Source organism: Sphingomonas sp. MM-1 (assembly GCF_000347675.2).
GTDB lineage: Bacteria > Pseudomonadota > Alphaproteobacteria > Sphingomonadales > Sphingomonadaceae > Sphingomonas_E > Sphingomonas_E fennica.
Genome location: NC_020561.1, coordinates 620,939 through 636,978, shown reverse-complemented (window position 1 = coordinate 636,978; position 16,040 = coordinate 620,939). Strand labels below are relative to the sequence as shown.

16 protein-coding genes are annotated in these 16,040 nt (G+C 67.4%); 4 read left to right on the top strand and 12 right to left on the bottom strand.

The annotated features are described in order from the left end of the window. Positions 1-116: 116 nt before the first annotated feature. Positions 117-1,613 carry a DNA recombination protein RmuC gene (locus G432_RS02995; RefSeq protein ID WP_015457338.1) on the top strand — a complete coding sequence of 499 codons (1,497 nt, stop codon included), beginning with the start codon at positions 117-119 and terminating at the stop codon, positions 1,611-1,613. Positions 1,614-2,014: 401 nt separating this feature from the next. Here the strand turns inward: G432_RS02995 and G432_RS02990 are convergent, their stop codons facing one another. The 8 genes from G432_RS02990 to G432_RS02955 all read right to left on the bottom strand — a co-directional run bounded on the left by G432_RS02990 (position 2,015) and on the right by G432_RS02955 (position 8,140). After that, complete coding sequence (locus tag G432_RS02990) at positions 2,015-2,851, bottom strand: universal stress protein (RefSeq protein WP_015457337.1); 837 nt, start codon at positions 2,849-2,851, stop codon at positions 2,015-2,017. A 95-nt stretch (positions 2,852-2,946) separates the two neighbouring features. Continuing rightward, complete coding sequence (locus G432_RS02985; RefSeq protein ID WP_015457336.1) at positions 2,947-3,753, bottom strand: TrmH family RNA methyltransferase; 807 nt, start codon at positions 3,751-3,753, stop codon at positions 2,947-2,949. Between the two features lie 60 nt (positions 3,754-3,813). Then, on the bottom strand, positions 3,814-4,095 hold the full coding sequence (locus G432_RS02980) for an HPr family phosphocarrier protein (RefSeq protein WP_015457335.1): 282 nt from the start codon (positions 4,093-4,095) through the stop codon (positions 3,814-3,816). Further along, positions 4,092-4,496, bottom strand: coding sequence for a PTS sugar transporter subunit IIA (locus G432_RS02975; RefSeq protein WP_015457334.1), 405 nt, complete (start codon positions 4,494-4,496; stop codon positions 4,092-4,094). Before G432_RS02975 ends, G432_RS02980 begins: the two co-directional genes overlap by 4 nt. Continuing rightward, positions 4,497-5,444 carry an RNase adapter RapZ gene (gene rapZ / locus G432_RS02970; RefSeq protein WP_041864769.1) on the bottom strand — a complete coding sequence of 316 codons (948 nt, stop codon included), beginning with the start codon at positions 5,442-5,444 and terminating at the stop codon, positions 4,497-4,499. Then, on the bottom strand, positions 5,441-5,890 hold the full coding sequence (locus tag G432_RS02965) for an HPr kinase/phosphorylase (protein ID WP_015457332.1): 450 nt from the start codon (positions 5,888-5,890) through the stop codon (positions 5,441-5,443). The genes rapZ and G432_RS02965 overlap by 4 nt, the downstream gene beginning before the upstream one ends. Further along, positions 5,887-7,461, bottom strand: a complete 1,575-nt coding sequence (locus tag G432_RS02960) for a sensor histidine kinase (RefSeq protein ID WP_015457331.1) — start codon at positions 7,459-7,461, stop codon at positions 5,887-5,889. Before G432_RS02960 ends, G432_RS02965 begins: the two co-directional genes overlap by 4 nt. Then, positions 7,430-8,140 (bottom strand): response regulator transcription factor, encoded by a 711-nt coding sequence (locus G432_RS02955; protein ID WP_015457330.1) that lies wholly within the window; start codon positions 8,138-8,140, stop codon positions 7,430-7,432. The genes G432_RS02960 and G432_RS02955 overlap by 32 nt, the downstream gene beginning before the upstream one ends. Before the next feature lie 279 nt (positions 8,141-8,419). Here G432_RS02955 and G432_RS02950 point away from each other — a divergent pair, with 279 nt between their 5' ends. Beyond that, positions 8,420-10,018: a phosphoenolpyruvate carboxykinase gene (locus G432_RS02950; RefSeq protein WP_015457329.1), complete on the top strand. Its 1,599-nt coding sequence runs from the start codon at positions 8,420-8,422 to the stop codon at positions 10,016-10,018. A gap of 101 nt (positions 10,019-10,119) precedes the next feature. Here G432_RS02950 and G432_RS02945 read toward each other — a convergent pair whose 3' ends face one another. From G432_RS02945 to G432_RS02935, 3 genes are read right to left on the bottom strand one after another with little or no spacing between them, the layout of a single operon-like run. Continuing rightward, the gene (locus G432_RS02945; protein ID WP_015457328.1) at positions 10,120-10,680 is read right to left on the bottom strand and encodes a tetratricopeptide repeat protein; all 561 of its coding nucleotides are present in this window, start codon (positions 10,678-10,680) and stop codon (positions 10,120-10,122) included. After that, complete coding sequence (locus G432_RS02940; protein ID WP_015457327.1) at positions 10,677-11,114, bottom strand: NfeD family protein; 438 nt, start codon at positions 11,112-11,114, stop codon at positions 10,677-10,679. The genes G432_RS02945 and G432_RS02940 overlap by 4 nt, the downstream gene beginning before the upstream one ends. A 5-nt stretch (positions 11,115-11,119) precedes the next feature. Further along, positions 11,120-12,109 (bottom strand): SPFH domain-containing protein, encoded by a 990-nt coding sequence (locus G432_RS02935; protein ID WP_015457326.1) that lies wholly within the window; start codon positions 12,107-12,109, stop codon positions 11,120-11,122. A gap of 186 nt (positions 12,110-12,295) precedes the next feature. Between G432_RS02935 and G432_RS02930 the strand changes: the two genes are divergently transcribed. Together G432_RS02930 and guaB are read left to right on the top strand one after the other, a co-directional pair. Then, the gene (locus G432_RS02930; RefSeq protein ID WP_236626839.1) at positions 12,296-13,750 is read left to right on the top strand and encodes a M20/M25/M40 family metallo-hydrolase; all 1,455 of its coding nucleotides are present in this window, start codon (positions 12,296-12,298) and stop codon (positions 13,748-13,750) included. Positions 13,751-13,804: 54 nt separating this feature from the next. After that, positions 13,805-15,262 carry an IMP dehydrogenase gene (gene guaB / locus G432_RS02925; RefSeq protein WP_015457324.1) on the top strand — a complete coding sequence of 486 codons (1,458 nt, stop codon included), beginning with the start codon at positions 13,805-13,807 and terminating at the stop codon, positions 15,260-15,262. Positions 15,263-15,339: 77 nt separating this feature from the next. On the opposite strand, the gene G432_RS23105 is transcribed toward guaB, so the two are convergent. Then, positions 15,340-16,014 carry a PEPxxWA-CTERM sorting domain-containing protein gene (locus tag G432_RS23105; RefSeq protein ID WP_015457323.1) on the bottom strand — a complete coding sequence of 225 codons (675 nt, stop codon included), beginning with the start codon at positions 16,012-16,014 and terminating at the stop codon, positions 15,340-15,342. Between the last annotated feature and the right edge of the window lie 26 nt (positions 16,015-16,040).

Genomic DNA, 16,040 nt, shown 5'->3' with positions numbered 1-16,040 from the left:
CACTCCTGGCCTGAAACTGGCCGAACGACCGGCATGGCCCGTCGTTCCGCATCGGGGCCTTGCAAAATGCGGGCGAGGCGGGCAGGGTTCGCTATCTGTTCCAATGAAAGGCCGTGATGGAAGCCCTGCTGATCGCCGCGATCCCGATGATGCTCGCGCTGGGGCTCGGCGTCGGCTGGGTGCTGCGCGGATCGGCGCTGGCCGATCTTAGGCGCGAGCGTGATTCCCTTGCCCAGCGCGCCGCCGCAGCAGAATCCGCGCGCGCCGTGGCCGAGGCGCGGGGCGAGGAGCTGCCGCCGCTCCGCCAGATGCTGGATGCCGTGCGCGAGGAGCGGGACGCCGCCCAGCGCGGCCTGGCCGCCGCCGCCAAGGAGGCGGAGCGGGTCGCCAGCCTCGAACGGGCGCTGGCGGACGAACGCACCCGCGCGGCCGAGCTTGCCGCCGCCAACGCCGCTTATGTGCGCGGCGAAAGCGAACGCCAGCGCGCGCATGAGGAGCAGGTCGCCCAGCTCAAGGAGATGGAGGCCAAGCTGGAGGCGCGCTTCGGCGATCTCGCCGGCAAGGCGCTGGATGCCGCGCAGGCCAATTTCCTGAAGCGCGCCGAGGAACGCTTCGCCCAGGCCGGGCAGGAGGGCGAGGCCAAGCTCAAGCTGCTGCTCACCCCGGTGGAATCCACCCTCAAGCGCTATGACGAGAAGCTGGAGAAGATCGAGAAGGATCGCGTCGGCAGCTATGGCGAGCTGCGCGAGGCCGTCGCCCAGCTCGCCCAGGGCAATGATGTGGTCCGGCGCGAGACCGCGCGGCTCACCAATGTGCTGCGCTCCAGCCCCAAGGCGCGGGGGCGCTGGGGCGAGGAACAGCTCCGCAACATATTGGAAGCGGCCCAGCTTTCCGAGAATGTCGATTTCACGCTGCAATCCTCCGTCACCGATGGCGAAAAGCAGCTCCGCCCCGATTGCGTCATCAACCTGCCGGGCGGGCGCTGCATCGTCGTCGACGTCAAATGCCCGCTCGTTCATTTCGAGCAGGCGTTCGACGAGGAGGATGAGGAGCGGCGCGCGGCCCTGCTGCTCCAGCATGCGGCGGCGATGAAGAGCTATGCCGCCGATCTCGGCCGCAAGGGCTATTGGCGGCAGTTCGATCTCTCGCCCGATTTCGTCATCATGTTCATCCCCGGCGAGCATTTCCTCTCGGCCGCCGCCGAACGCGCGCCGGACCTGATCGAAACCGCCTTCCGCAACGGCGTGATCGTGGCGTCGACCATCAACATGCTGGCATTGGCCAAGGTGATGGCGGGCATGTGGCGGCAGGAGCATCTGGCCGAACAGGCGAAGGACATCGCCGAAGCCGGCAAGGAGCTTTACAAGCGGCTCGCCACCATGGGCGCGCATGTCGCCAAGCTTGGGCGCAACCTCTCCCAGGCCACGGGCGCCTACAATGATTTCGTCGGCAGCCTCGAAGGCCAGGTGATGACGCAGGCGCGCCGGTTCGAGGCGCTGAAGGTCGATACGTCGGGCAAGTCGATCGATCTGCTGCCGGTCGTCGAAACCGGCGTGCGTCCGCTGCGCAAGCTTTCGGCCGGCGAGGGCGATGTGCCGGAGGCGGCGGAGTAGGGCCGGGTTGCCGGTTCGCCTTCACTGACGGGTTCTGGGCCGGGGCTGCGTTCGATATCCCGCTTATTGCCCTCGTTTCCGCTGTCCCCCACTTACGGCTTACCCGTTTTCGGGGCCGGGCAGAGGGCCCTTCTAGCCCGCCATCCCATGTCGGCGTGGCTTCCCCGCCCCCGTCATTCCCGCGAAGGCGGGAATCCATTGTGTCGGGTGTTGGCGGCTCCATCGGGTCCGGCTGCCGATCATGGATTGGCTGCGTTGGCTGCACGGTCTTCAGCCTGGCGTCCACCGTAGGTGAACCCCGGACCGGGTTTGGGGCGACGGGGTTTGGGGCAGGTGGCATGCCTGCATCCCGCCGCTGCCCTGAATGTCGTTCCCGCCATGTGGCTGGAAAGAGCCGGTACCTAGCCCTCCCGTGCCCTCTCGCGCACCATCAGCACGTCGCAGGGCATGGATTCCAAGAGATCGGATGCCCGGCTGCCGAGGGCGGCGTGGACGATCGGGCTGCGGCCGTGGGTGCCGAGGACCAGAAGGTCGATGGGCTGGGCGCGCAGGCGCGCGAGGATGACGGATGCGAGCGGGCCGACCTCGAGCTGCGTGTGCAGGCGGGGCCGGGCGGCGGCAAGCTCCGGCGAGGAAACGAAATCGGCCAGCTCGCGCTCCGCCTCGGCATGGGCCTCGGCGCGCACCTCATCGGGGTTGAGGCGGGATTCATAGGCGCCGCGATAGGCGTGGACCAGGTTCAGCCGGGCGTGGGGGAAGATTTCGGCCGCCACCCGCGTCGCCTCCAGCGCGCAGGCCGAGAAATCGGTGGCGATCAATATGTCGCGATAGGCGTGGGCCGCGCGGCGCTTCACCACCAGCACCGGGACATGCGCATGGCGGACGAGATAGTCCACCGCCGTGCCCAGGAAGAAATCGGTGATGTTGTTATAGCGGGCCGCGCCCACCACGATCAGGTCGCTGCCCTCGCGGTCCGCCGCCTCGGCGATCAGCGAGGGGGCCGATCCCCGCTCGATCAGCAGATGGATGGGAACCCCGGCATCGGGCAGGTCCTCCAGGATCGTCGCGCGCAGCTCGTCCATGCCCGCGGGGCCGCGCGGCGCGGCGCCGGGTTCCAGCACATGGACCAGCGTGATCGATCCGCCCAATTCCCTTGCCAGTGATGCGGCGCGGTCGAACGGACGGTCGCTGCGGGCGCTGAGGTCGGTCGCGAGGAGGATGTTGGGATGATCGTGCAAGCGAATTCTCCCTGTCATGCCGGGCCCATAGCCGGCGGCGGCATCCTAGCGCGACGGGGGGCGGGGGCCAACCTCGCGGGTGGCGGGCGTTTCGCTCAGCCGATATGCCGGCGCTGGTTCAGCACCTCATAGGCCATCACCGCAGTTGCGACGGCGGCGTTCAGGCTGTCCGCCTTGCCCAGCATCGGCATCTTCACCAGCAGATCGCACTCCGCCGCATAGTCGGCGGGCAGGCCCTGCGCTTCATTGCCGACCAGCAGGAAAGTGGGCGCGGCATAGCGCGGCGCCTGATAGTCGATATCCGTATCCAGGCTCATGCCGACGAGTTCGCCCGGCCCGCTCCGCAGCCATTGCAGGAATTCGGGCCAGCGGGCCTGGGCGATGCGCTGGGTGAAGAGCGCCCCCATCGATGCACGCACCGCCTCGACCGAAAAGGGATCGACGCAATCGTCGACCAGAATCAGCCCGCCCGCGCCCACGGCGTCGCCCGTGCGCAGGATCGTGCCGAGATTGCCGGGATCGCGCATCGATTGGGCGACGATCCAGATGCTGGCCGCCGTCCGGTCGATCCGGTCGAGCGCGGTGTCGAACTCGTCATAGACGCCGATCACCGTCTGCGGATTATCCTTGCCGGATAGCTTGTGCAGGATGTCGCGATCGGTCTCGATCGCCTCGCCGCCCTTGGCCTCCACCACCCGCACCAGCTCGCGCACCAGCCGGTGATCGGCCGAATCGGCGGCGTAGAAGATGTAGCGCGGGATATGCCCGGTCTCGCGCGCTTCGGTCAGAATGCGCAGGCCTTCCGCCAGGAACATGCGTTCCTCGCGGCGATGGCGCTTCTCGCGCAGGCCACGGATGCGCTTCACGAGCGGATTGGAAAAGGCGGTGATCTGTCGGGGCATGGCGTGTCGTTTGTCGTCCGGGCCTGTGGCTTTTGTCCGCTTTCCCCGCAGGGGAAGGGGTCAGTCCTCGCCGAACTTCGCTTCCACCAGCTCGCACAGCGCGGCCAGCGCGCGTTCGGCATCCTTGCCGGCGGCGGTGATGACGATGCTGTCGCCCATCGCGGCGCCCAGCATCATCAGCCCCATGATCGAGGTGCCGGCCACGCGCGATCCGTCCTTCTCCACCTCGATCGTCGCGGCCTGGCCGCTGGCGAGGGTGACGAACTTGGCGCTGGCGCGGGCGTGCAGCCCCCGCTTGTTGGTGATCTGGACGGCGCGTTGGAGCAGCGCTTCGCCGTTCATGCGGCCTCGCCCAAAACTTCGGACGCGACGGAGATATATTTGCGCCCCGCCTCGCGCGCGGCGGCGACGGCGGCCTTCACCTTCATCATCTTGCGGGCTCCCTCCAGGCGGATCAGCATCGGCAGGTTGATGCCGGCGATCACCTCGATCCGCCCCGGCTCCATCAGCGATATGGCCAGGTTGGACGGCGTGCCGCCGAACAGATCGGTGAGCAGGATGACGCCCGAGCCGCGGTCGACCCGCTTGACGGCACCGGCAATGTCCGCGCGGCGGACCTCCATGTCGTCGTCGGGACCGATGCAGATCGCCTCGATCGCATCCTGCGGCCCCACCACATGCTCCATCGCGACGATGAATTCGGCGGCAAGCCGACCATGCGTCACAAGCACCAATCCAATCATTCAGCCACCCGAACCATGTTTTGCCGAGCCATTATTTGGCTTCCCCTCCATCGAGTCGTGCGGCGCTGTAGCGAGGTCACGATGGGCCACATTCGGAGAAAATCCCGCGGCGCGCAACCGTGCCGCGACCCGCTCGGCGACATGGACCGAGCGATGTCTCCCCCCGGTACAGCCGAAAGCGACCGTGACATAGGATTTTCCTTCCGCCGAATAACGCGGCAGCAGCAGCAGCAGCAGGTCTTCGATCCGGGATATCGCGGGCTCGTAGGCGGGATCTTCGGCGATATGATCGCCCACCGCCGCGTCGATGCCGGTCAGCGGGCGCAATTGCGGGTCCCAGTGGGGATTGCGCAGGAAGCGCATGTCGAACACCAGGTCCGCATCGCGCGGGATGCCGCGGGAAAAGCCGAAGGACATCACCGCGAGCGTTGGCTTGGCCGGCTCGTCCTGGCCGAAGCGCTGGCGCAGCTCGCGCTGCAGCGCGTTGCTGGTGCGGTCGGTGGTGTCGATCAGATGGTCGGCCGATCGGCGGAGGTCCGCCAGCAGCTCGCGCTCGCGCACGATGCCGTCGGCGGCCGGCCGGTCCTGGGCCAGCGGGTGGCGGCGGCGGGTCTCGGAATAACGCCGCTGCAATTCGGCGCCGCCGCAGTCCAGGAACAATATCTCGATGTCGTGGCCATGCTCCTCGCGGAGCTGACCGATGCGCCGTGCGATCGCGGCGGCATCGAAGCCGCGCGTCCGGCTGTCGATCCCCAGCGCCAGCGGCCGTCCTTGATCGTCCGATCCCTTGGGCAGCGGCGTGCCGAGCAGCCGTTCGAGCAGCGAGAGCGGGAGGTTGTCCACCACCTCCCAGCCCATATCCTCGAACGTGTCCAGCGCGGTGGACTTGCCCGCGCCGGACATGCCGGTGACCAGCAATATGCGCCGTGGGCGGCTGGTTGTGGTCATGATCGGGCCGGCAGGCCGAAGCGGGCGAGCGCCAGTTCCAGCTTGATCGGGGCCGATGCCTCCAGCGCCGCCAGCGCGATCACCGGCACCCGCAGCCCCGCCACCGGGCGGGTCGCCGGCTGGTCGTCCGGCATGCGTTCGACCAGTTCGTCCAGCAGCGCCATCAGCGCCACCGGCGCGCTTTCGATCGCCTCCATCGGCACGATGCCGATGCCACGCACCTCGATCCGGCCGGATATGTTGGGCGGCGCGCTGGCCACCAGCCCGTCGCCGGCGCGGCGCACGACGGTATAGTCGTCGCTCACCAGCTTCGCGCCTCGGTCGATCAGCCGCAGCGCGAGATCGGATTTGCCCGATCCCGACCGGCCGTGCAGCAGCACCGCCCGGCCGCCGATCGCGACGCAGGAGGCGTGGAGGGTTTCGGAGGAAAGCGGCGGCACGCTCATCGTTCGGCCACCGGCAGGCGGATGATGAAGCGGGCGCCGGTCGGCGCATCGTCGCGGTCTTCTACCATGATCGTCCCATTATGCGCCTCGACGATCGCCTTTGCGATGGCGAGGCCGAGGCCGCTATGTTGGCCAAAGGCCTCACCTTCGGGCCGAATGCTGTGGAAACGCTTAAAGATCGCCTCGCGCACGTCGGGCGCGACGCCGGGGCCTTCATCGTCGACGCGCAGCACCACCTCGTCCCCGTCGCGCGTGGCGGCGATTTTCACGAGGCCGCCGGGGGGCGAGAAGCTGATGGCATTGTCCACCAGATTTTCGATCAGCCGGGTCAGCCGCGATCCGTCGCCCAGCACCACGGCGGTGCCGGCATGGGGGCGGGCGAAGGCCAGCCGCACGTCCGCATCGATGCCGCGCTTCTCTCGCTGGGCGATCAGGCCCTCGATCATCTGCCCCAGATCGATCGTCTCGAAGCGTGCGCGCGAAAGCTCGGCATCGAGGCGGGAGGCGTCGGCGATGTCGGTTATCAGCCGGTCGAGCCGGTGGACGTCATCGCGCACCACGTCGAGAAGCTGGTCCTGAAGCGCGGGGTCCTTCACCTTTTCCAGCGTCTCCACGGCCGATCGCAGCGATGCTAGCGGGTTCTTCAGTTCGTGCGTCACATCGGCGGCGAAGGCTTCGGTCGCGTCGATCCGCTGGCGGAGCGCCAGGCTCATGTCCGAAAGCGCGCGCGCCAAAAGGCCGATCTCGTCGCGGCGGGAGGGGAGGCGCGGCACCTGCACCTCGCGCGCGCGGCCCAGCCGCACGCGATGCGCCGCGCGCGCGAGCCGGCGCAGCGGCCGCACGATGGTGCGCGCCAGGAACAGCGACAGCAGCACGGAAAGCGTGATGACCATCGCCAGCACGATGCCCAGCCGCAGCCGTTCGGCCCGGACGATGCGGACGATGTCGCGCGCATTGGTGGTGGCAAGCAGGGTCATCCCAGTATCCGGCATGGCGACCGCCGCCGATATCACCGGCGTCCGGTCCGGCGCGCGGCGCAGCCGGGTTTCGGGAATGCCTTCCTTTTTCGCCGCCAGCGCTTCCGGCCAGGCGGAAAGCGTGTCGCGCGCGGGTTCGTTGAAGCGTTCGGGCCTGTCCGCGCCGACGACGATGTCGATGGCCCGGTCCAGCGCGCGCGCCGCCTTGCGCTGCCAAGCTTCCTCGTCGGGATCGCGCAGCACATAAGTGGGCGGGCCGACGAGCCAGCTGTCGAGCACCCGCGCCCCGCCGGCATCATAGACGCGCAATCGCAGGTCGCTCGCCTGCTCGAGCTGCTCGAGCAGGACGTGCTGCCGATCAGGCTGGGCGGCATCCAGCGCCTCGGCGATCAGCCGCGCCTGCACCGCCACCTCGTCCAGCCGCGCGTCGATCAGCTGCGACCGATAGCTGTCCAGATAGAAGAAGCCGCCCGCCAGCATCGCCAGCGCGAAGATGTTCACCGCCAGGATGCGGGTGGTGAGCGACCAGCGGGCCGACCACATCAGCGCGAGCTCTCGCTCCTCACTCCTCCGCAAAGCGATACCCCACGCCATAAAGGGTCTCGATCGCCTTGAAATCGGGATCGACCTGGCGGAACTTCCGGCGGAGGCGCTTGATGTGGCTGTCGATGGTGCGGTCGTCGACATAGACGTCGTCCTGATAGGCCGCATCCATCAGCTGGTCGCGCGATTTCACGAAGCCGGGCCTTTGGGCCAGCGCCTCCAGGATCAGGAATTCCGTCACGGTCAGGGTCACGTCCTTGCCCGCCCACTGCACGCGATGGCGCGCCGGGTCCATGGACAGGCGCCCACGCACGATCCGCTCGGCCGGCGTTTCCGCCGTCTCCTCCTGCTCCGGCTGGGCGCGGGCATCGGTGCGGCGCAGGATGGCGCGGATGCGGGCGATCAGCAGCCGCTGGGAGAAAGGCTTGGTGATATAATCGTCCGCCCCCATGGCGAGGCCCAGCGCCTCGTCCAGCTCGTCATCCTTGCTGGTCAGGAAGATGGCGGGGACCGCGCTTTTCTCGCGCAGGCGGCGCAGCAGCTCCATCCCGTCCAGCTTGGGCATCTTGATGTCCAGCACGGCCAGGTCGGGCGGATTGTCGATCAGCGCCTTCAGCGCCGCCTCGCCATCGGAATAGACGCGGACGGTGAACCCTTCGGACTGGAGCGCGATCGAAACCGAGGTCAGGATGTTGCGATCGTCGTCAACGAGCGCGATCGTAGCCGTCATCGACCCTTAACCCCACTATCTGCACGGCCCGTCCGATCATGTTCGAGCCGGCCGGATCCGGCTGGAGGGCCGGAAAATGCGGGCAGCGAAGGATCGTAACGGTTCCGCCTGAGCGAAACCCGCTCTAGCCCAAGCCATTGTCCCCGGCAACAAAGCTGCAACGCGGTTCAGGCATCACCCATTCGGCACTTTGACCCGGAATGTCTTGTCCTATATGCGCGCCGGGGACAGGGGGCGCATGCCTCCGAGACAGAAATTGTCCTGTGAAGGAGATATTACGTGTCCAGCCCGATTCCCGCCCACGACCTTGCCGCCCAGGGCATCAAAGTCGATGCGGCCCTTCACTGGAACCTGCCGACCGCGCCGCTGGTCGAGGAAGCGGTCCGTCGGGGCGAGGGCGTGCTCGCCAAGGACGGCCCGCTGGTGGTGAAGACCGGCAAGCACACCGGCCGTTCCGCCAACGACAAATTCATCGTCCGCGATGCCGAAACCGAAAACACGGTGTGGTGGGGCAAAACGAACAAGGGCATGACGCCCGAGCATTTCGCCGCGCTGAAGGAGGATTTCCTCAAGCATCTCGGCACCAAGGAAACGCTGTTCGTCCAGGACCTCTATGGCGGATCGCAGCCGGAATATCGCGTGAACGTGCGCGTTATCAACGAATTGGCCTGGCATAACCTGTTCATCAAGACGCTGCTGGTGCGCCCCGGCGCGGAGGAGCTGCCGGGCTTCGTCCCCGAATATACCATCATCGATCTGCCCAGCTTCCGCGCCGATCCCGAACGGCACGGCGTGCGCTCGGAAACGGTCATCGCGGTCAACCTCACCGAAAAGCTGATCCTGATCGGCGGCACCGCTTATGCCGGCGAGATGAAGAAATCGGTGTTTGGCATCCTCAACTACAAGCTGCCGGTCGAAGGCGTCATGCCGATGCATTGTTCGGCCAATATCGGTCCCAAGGGAGACACGGCGGTATTCTTCGGCTTGTCCGGTACGGGCAAGACCACCTTGTCCGCCGATGCCAGCCGCACGCTGATCGGCGATGACGAGCATGGCTGGTCGGACACGGCGGTCTTCAACTTCGAAGGCGGCTGCTACGCCAAGATGATCCGCCTCTCGCCGGAAGCCGAGCCGGAGATCTACGCCACCACCAAGCGTTTCGGCACGGTGCTGGAAAATGTCGTGATCGACATGGACACGCGCGAGATCGACCTGGACGACGATAGCCTGGCCGAGAACAGCCGCGGCTCCTATCCGATCGATTTCATCCCGAATGCGTCGGAAAAGAATCTCGGCCCCGTGCCGAAGAACATCATCTTCCTGACGGCCGATGCCTATGGCGTGTTGCCGCCGATCGCGAAGCTGACGCCGGATCAGGCCATGTATCACTTCCTGTCGGGCTACACCGCGCGCGTCGCCGGCACGGAAATCGGCGTCACCGAGCCGACGGCAACCTTCTCCACCTGCTTCGGCGCGCCGTTCATGCCGCGCCATCCCTCGGTCTATGGCAATCTGCTGAAGGAACGCATCGCCAAGGGCGGGGTGGATTGCTGGCTGGTCAATACCGGCTGGACGGGCGGCTCCTACGGCGTCGGCCACCGCATGCCGATCAAGGCGACCCGCGCGCTGCTGAACGCCGCGCTGGACGGTTCGCTGAACGCGGCCACGTTCGAGATCGATCCGAACTTCGGCTTCCAGGTGCCGCAGGCGGTGCCGGGTGTCGATTCCGCGATCCTCAACCCGCGCGAAACCTGGGCCGACAAGGCCGCCTATGACGCCACCGCGCGCAAGCTGGTCGATCAGTTCATCGAGAACTTCTCCCAGTTCGCGGACCATGTGGACGAAGGCGTGCGGCAGGCGGCGCCCAAGGCCGCCTGAACCTGTTTCGGGGTCTCGCCCCCGGAAAGATTAGGAGAGCGGGGGCGCGTCTGGCGACGGACGCGCCCCTTTTTCTTGGCCGGGATATCCCGGAAGGGAGATCAGGTGCTGGGGCCGTTCATGATGGCGGCATAGCGGGCGCGGGCTGGCGGATAGCCACCATCCGCCGCCTGCTTCAGAAGCTTCAGGCCCTTGCGGTAGGACGGCCGGGTAGCACGCCCTTCGATATGCATCAGAGCGCGGCGATAGGCGGCCTCGGGCAGACCGGGCTCGCCGGGGCCGATGGTATGGGGCATGACCCGTCCGGGCTGGCCGCCGACGCCGGGCACATAGATCCAGAGTGTGCCCGGCTTGGGCGTGGCGGCGATCTTGTAGAGATCCTCGGCCCGTTCGGGATCGCGGGCGATGCCGTCGCCGGCTTCCAGGCGGCGGGCCAGTTCCGTCATCATCCGGCGATCGCCGGTGGCCGCCCAGCAGCGAACCTGCTCGGTCGTCATCCGGCCGCGAATGGTGGCAAGGATCAGGTGCATGTCGCCGGCGGCGTCGCGGATCAGCGCGGTTACGCGTTCCACCTGCGCGGGTGCGCAGGCAGGTTTTGCGGCCGCGGGCAGGGGCGCAAGCCACAGCGCGGCGGCCAGCGCCGCGCGCCGGCGGTGCTTCATAATGGCCCCACGATCAGCGTATTGCCCTGCGCGCCGACGACGCGCACCGTCGTCCCGCTCGGCGCCTCCGGGCCGGAGGCGTTCCATACGCCGTCGCCCACGCGCACCCGTCCGTGGCCCTCGCCGATCGGTTCCACCACCGTCACGATCTCGCCGATCAGGCGGGCGGTGCGATCGTTGAGCATCGGATCGGGCGACTCGGCCGGATAGACCTTCATGTAGCGCCGGCCGGCATAGACCGCCGCCAGCGCGGCGATGGCGAAGACCAGCGCCTGCAACGGCACCGAAAGCGCGAAGAAGAAGGCGATCGCGCCGGTGATGGCCGCGGCCGCCGCCAGCCAGATCAGGAAGAAGCCGGGCAGCACGATTTCCGCGATCGCCAGCACGATCGCGGCGATCAGCCACAGCCAGTGGGGATCGAGATCGAACGGCATCGCCGTCACCCCTGCTGCTCGAACGGGCCGGGCCGGCGCGGGGCGACCGGCCGGGATGGGGCGGGCGGCGGTCCATCCCGGCCCGATCCGTCCTTGCCCAGCGCTTCCCTGGCCAGTTCGCCGATACCGCCCAGCGTGCCGATCAGCTGGGTCGCCTCGACCGGGAACAGGATCGTCTTGGCATTGGGCGATGTCGCGAATTGCTGGACGGCATCGACATATTTCTGCGCGACGAAATAGTTGATCGCCTGCACATTGCCTTCGGCGATGGCATCGGAAACCAGGCGGGTCGCCTTGGCCTCCGCCTCGGCGGAACGCTCGCGCGCCTCGGCATCGCGGAACGCCGCCTCGCGCCGGCCCTCGGCCTGCAGGATCTGGCCCTGCTTCTCGCCTTCGGCGCGCAGGATCTCGGACGCGCGCATGCCTTCGGCTTCCAGGATCGACGCGCGTTTCTCGCGTTCGGCCTTCATCTGCCGTGCCATGGAATTCACGATGTCCTGCGGCGGCCGGATGTCCTTCACCTCGACGCGGGTGATCTTCACGCCCCAGGCGGTGGTGGCGTGATCGACTACGTTGAGCAGCCGGGCGTTGATCTCGTCGCGCTTGGACAGCGTCTCGTCCAGGTCCATCGATCCCATTACCGTGCGCAGGTTGGTGGTGGTGAGCTGGAGCAACGCGAAGTTGAGGTCGGAAACCTCATAGGCCGCCTTGGCCGCGTCCAGCACCTGGAAGAACACCACGCCGTCCACCGAGACCATGGCATTGTCGCGGGTGATGATCTCCTGCCCCGGAATGTCGACGACCTGCTCCATCATGTTGATCTTGCGGCCGACGCGGTAGAAGAAGGGGATGTAGAAATTGAAGCCCGGCTGTGCCACGGCGACGAACTTGCCGAAATATTCGATGGTATACTGATAGCCCTGGCGCACCACCGTCACGCCGGCCGCGACGAACATGATCGCGAGTATCAGCAGAACCAGTGCCAGCGTGCCCATCGGCCAAATCCCTCCATGCCCTTGTCGTTTGCGGGAGTGTGCATCGGCGGGGGCCGCCATCCAAATGGAATCGTCAGGATGGAATCGGCCGTGGCGTCTTGTGCTGCGCGCCCGATGCTGTCATTGCGCGCCATGGGCCGTTTACCCTTGGCGATTCCGCCGCTCCTGTTTCTAGCCGCCATTCCCTTGCAACCGCTCGGCGCGCGTCCGGCGGCCGAGGCGGACGTAGAAGCGCGGCTGCGCGGCCATATCGAAACGCTTGCCGCCGATGCGATGGAAGGCCGCAAGCCCGGCACGCCGGGGGGCGACCTCGCGGCCGGCTATATCGCCAGCCAGTTCGCGGGGCTTGGCCTCGTTCCCGGCGGCGGCGATGGCGGCTTCTACCAGCCTGTGAAGCTGGTGGAGCGGCGATCGGGCACGATCGCGGCCGATTGGCGGATCGCCGGCACCGTTGTTTCGATCGCGCCCACGGAAATGGCGCTGCGCGGCGGGGACGGCGCCGTCCGCACCGCCGCGCTGCCGATCGTCTTCGGCGGCTATGGCGTGGAGGATGCCAGGGCCGGCCTCCATCCTTTCGAAGGCGTGGACGTAAAAGGTGCCGCCGTCCTCATCCTCTCCGGCCAGCCGGAAGGCGTGGTCCATGCGCCCGGCTATGCGGCCCGGCGCGAGGCGCTGCTGAAGGCCGGGGCCGCCGCCGTGCTCCGCATCGAGACGGACGAGCAGGGCTGGCCGCAGCTTCGCGACACGCTGAACGAACCACGCAACGAGCTTGCGGATGATGCGCCGGCGCCGATCACGGGCGCGCTTTCGCCGGCAGCGTGGCAGCGTATCGCCGAGGCGGCCGGGCTTTCGGCCCTGACGCCGGCCGATATGGTGAAGCGCGATTTCCGCGCCCGCCGGATCGACGGCACCGCCACCTTCTCGATCGACAATGTCAGCCGGCCCTATACCAGCTGGAACATCGTCGGCCGGTTCCCCGGCAGCGATCCCGCGGCCGGCGCGCTCCTCTATCTTGCCCATTGGGACCATCTCGGCCTCTGCCGGCCCGAAGGCGTGCCCGATCGTATCTGCAACGGTGCGGTGGACAATGCCAGCGGCGTCGCGATGATGCTGGAGGTGGCGCGCGGCCTGATCCAGTCCGGCAAGCGGCCGGTGCGCGATATCTGGTTCGTCGCGACGACGGCGGAGGAAATGGGCCTGCTCGGCGCCCATGCGCTGGCCAAGGCGCCGCCCGTCGATGCCGCGAAGATCGCTGCCGTCCTCAATTTCGATACGGTCGCCATCGCCCCGCGCGGGGCGCCGGTGGCGATGCTCGGCCGTGGCCAGCCCGCGCTCGACGCCGCCGTCGATGCGGTTTCGCGCCGCATGGGCCGGCGGATCAACCCGTCCGATGCCGCCAACGCGCTTGCACAGCGTCAGGACGGCTGGGCCTTCGCCCAGCAGGGCATTCCCGCCGCGATGGTGGGCGGATCGCTCAACATGGACTTGCTCCAGGCCTATCTGGGCCAGGAATATCACAAGCCGGGCGACGATCTTTCCCAGCCTCTGCCGCTCGATGGCGTCGCGCAGGATGTGGAATTGCACGTCGCCCTCGGCCTGATGCTCGCCGATCCCAAACGCTATCGACCGCCGCCCCGGTAGAAATTTCGCTCCGCCATCCCCATAAACCTGCCTCGACCACCTGGATCTTGCCCCATGGAAATCAGCCTCGGCCTCACCTTCGACGACGTTCTCCTCATCCCCGGCGCTTCGGAAGTGCTGCCCAGCCAGGCCGATACGCGCACGATGGTGACGCGGGAGATCGGGCTCAACATCCCGATCCTCTCCTCCGCCATGGATACCGTGACGGAAGCGGACATGGCGATCGTCATGGCCCAGCTCGGCGGGCTCGGTGTGCTCCACCGCAACCTGACGGTCGAGGAACAGGCCGCCGCCGTCCGCCAGGTGAAGCGCTTCGAAAGCGGCATGGTGGTGAACCCCATCACCATCACCCCCGATGCCACGCTCGGCGACGCGCAGGCGCTGATGGCGCGACACAAGATTTCGGGCATCCCGGTCGTCGAGGCGTCGGGCAAGCTCGTCGGCATCCTCACCAACCGTGACGTCCGCTTCGCTGAAAAGCCGGGCCAGCCGGTGGCCGAGCTGATGACCAGCCAGAACCTCGCCACCGTCCGCCCCGGCGTCAACCAGGAGGAGGCGCGCCGCCTGCTCCACCAGCGCCGCATCGAAAAGCTGCTGGTGGTGGACGACAATTATCGCTGCATCGGCCTGATCACCGTGAAGGACATCGAGAAGGCCGTCACCTACCCGGATGCCACCAAGGACGCGAACGGCCGCCTGCGCGTCGCCGCCGCCACCACGGTGGGCGACAAGGGCTTCGAGCGGACCGAGGCGCTGGTCGATGCCGAATGCGACCTGATCGTCATCGATACCGCCCACGGCCACAATGCCGATGTCGCCCGCGCGGTGGAGCGGGTGAAGCGCCTGTCCAACTCCGTCCAGGTCGTTGCCGGCAACGTCGCGACGGCGGAGGCGACCCGCGCCCTGATCGATGCGGGCGCGGACGGCATCAAGGTCGGCATCGGGCCGGGCTCGATCTGCACCACCCGCGTCGTCGCCGGCGTCGGCGTGCCACAGCTCACCGCCGTCATGGAATCGGCGGAAGAGGCGATGAAGGCCGGCGTGCCGGTGATCGCCGATGGCGGTCTGCGCACCTCGGGCGATCTCGCCAAGGCGCTGGCGGCCGGCGCGTCGACCGTGATGGTCGGATCGCTGCTGGCGGGCACCGAGGAAGCGCCCGGCGAAACCTTCATCTACCAGGGCCGCGCCTATAAGAGCTATCGCGGCATGGGTTCGGTGGGCGCGATGGCGCGCGGATCGGCCGACCGCTATTTCCAGCAGGACATCAAGGACCAGATGAAGCTGGTGCCGGAAGGGATCGAAGGGCAGGTGCCCTTCAAGGGGCCGGCCAAGGATATCATCCACCAGCTCGTCGGCGGCGTGAAGGCGGCGATGGGCTATACCGGCGCGCCCTCCATCCCCGAATTGCAGAAGCGTGCGCGCTTCGTGCGCATCACCAATGCCGGCCTGCGCGAAAGCCACGTCCATGACGTGACGATCACGCGCGAGGCGCCCAATTATCCGACGCGCTGAGCGGCGGGCATGAAAGGCAAAGCCCGGCCGGTGCGGAACCGGCCGGGCTTCCTCGTTTCAGTCGCGGTGCGGCGGCTTCAGGCGAAGCTGACCGAAACGCTGGCGCGGCGACGGCGGATGGCGCCGCCCACCATGCCGAAGCCGGTAATCATCATCGCCCAGGTCGCCGGTTCGGGAACGGCCGGCAGATGTTCGTTGAAGCCGGTCACGAGGCCCTGGTTCCAGTCATAGGGATAGGCTGAGAAGCGGCTGTTGGTGAGGCCGCTATTCTTGTCGGTATCGAGGAAGAGCCGGCCGCTGCCGAGATCGAACGAACGGATCGTCAGCAGCAGGTTGCCCTGGGTAGGATCATAATCGAACGCCTGCGACAGATCGATGTCGAGCTGGCCATCGGCCAGCACCGGCAGCGCGCCGTCGAACACCTGGGTGAAGGACGCGTCTAGCCACGCGCCGGCGCTGGTATCGAACGTGTCGATCGCGGCGGACGTGGTGGACAGGTAGATCTGGAAGCTCCCGGTGCGCGGGGTGCCGCCCGGCGTCTGCGAATTGTAGAAGCTGAGCTGGCGGATGTTGATCCCCGAACCGAAGCTCGAGGCATTATAGACCTGCTGGTAATAATAGCCGAAGCCAGGATCGCCGAACGGAATCCCGTTGCTCGAATCGGCGCTACCGATCACCACGGCCTGCGCTGGCGAAAGCGCCGCTGCGGCGCAGAACGCGGCCGCGGCCGCCTGGAACAGAAATTTGCTCACCCCAATGCTCCTCTTGAACGAGTGTT

Excerpts from the sequence above, each read along its gene's own strand:
- G432_RS02995 (WP_015457338.1), top strand. The coding sequence starts at position 117 with ATGGAAGCCCTGCTGATCGCCGCGATCCCGATGATGCTCGCGCTGGGG.
- G432_RS02985 (WP_015457336.1), bottom strand. The coding sequence starts at position 3,753 with ATGCCCCGACAGATCACCGCCTTTTCCAATCCGCTCGTGAAGCGCATC.
- G432_RS02980 (WP_015457335.1), bottom strand. The coding sequence starts at position 4,095 with ATGAACGGCGAAGCGCTGCTCCAACGCGCCGTCCAGATCACCAACAAG.
- G432_RS02975 (WP_015457334.1), bottom strand. The coding sequence starts at position 4,496 with ATGATTGGATTGGTGCTTGTGACGCATGGTCGGCTTGCCGCCGAATTC.
- rapZ (WP_041864769.1), bottom strand. The coding sequence starts at position 5,444 with ATGACCACAACCAGCCGCCCACGGCGCATATTGCTGGTCACCGGCATG.
- G432_RS02965 (WP_015457332.1), bottom strand. The coding sequence starts at position 5,890 with ATGAGCGTGCCGCCGCTTTCCTCCGAAACCCTCCACGCCTCCTGCGTC.
- G432_RS02960 (WP_015457331.1), bottom strand. The coding sequence starts at position 7,461 with ATGGCGTGGGGTATCGCTTTGCGGAGGAGTGAGGAGCGAGAGCTCGCG.
- G432_RS02955 (WP_015457330.1), bottom strand. The coding sequence starts at position 8,140 with ATGACGGCTACGATCGCGCTCGTTGACGACGATCGCAACATCCTGACC.
- G432_RS02945 (WP_015457328.1), bottom strand. The coding sequence starts at position 10,680 with ATGAAGCACCGCCGGCGCGCGGCGCTGGCCGCCGCGCTGTGGCTTGCG.
- G432_RS02940 (WP_015457327.1), bottom strand. The coding sequence starts at position 11,114 with ATGCCGTTCGATCTCGATCCCCACTGGCTGTGGCTGATCGCCGCGATC.
- G432_RS02935 (WP_015457326.1), bottom strand. The coding sequence starts at position 12,109 with ATGGGCACGCTGGCACTGGTTCTGCTGATACTCGCGATCATGTTCGTC.
- guaB (WP_015457324.1), top strand. The coding sequence starts at position 13,805 with ATGGAAATCAGCCTCGGCCTCACCTTCGACGACGTTCTCCTCATCCCC.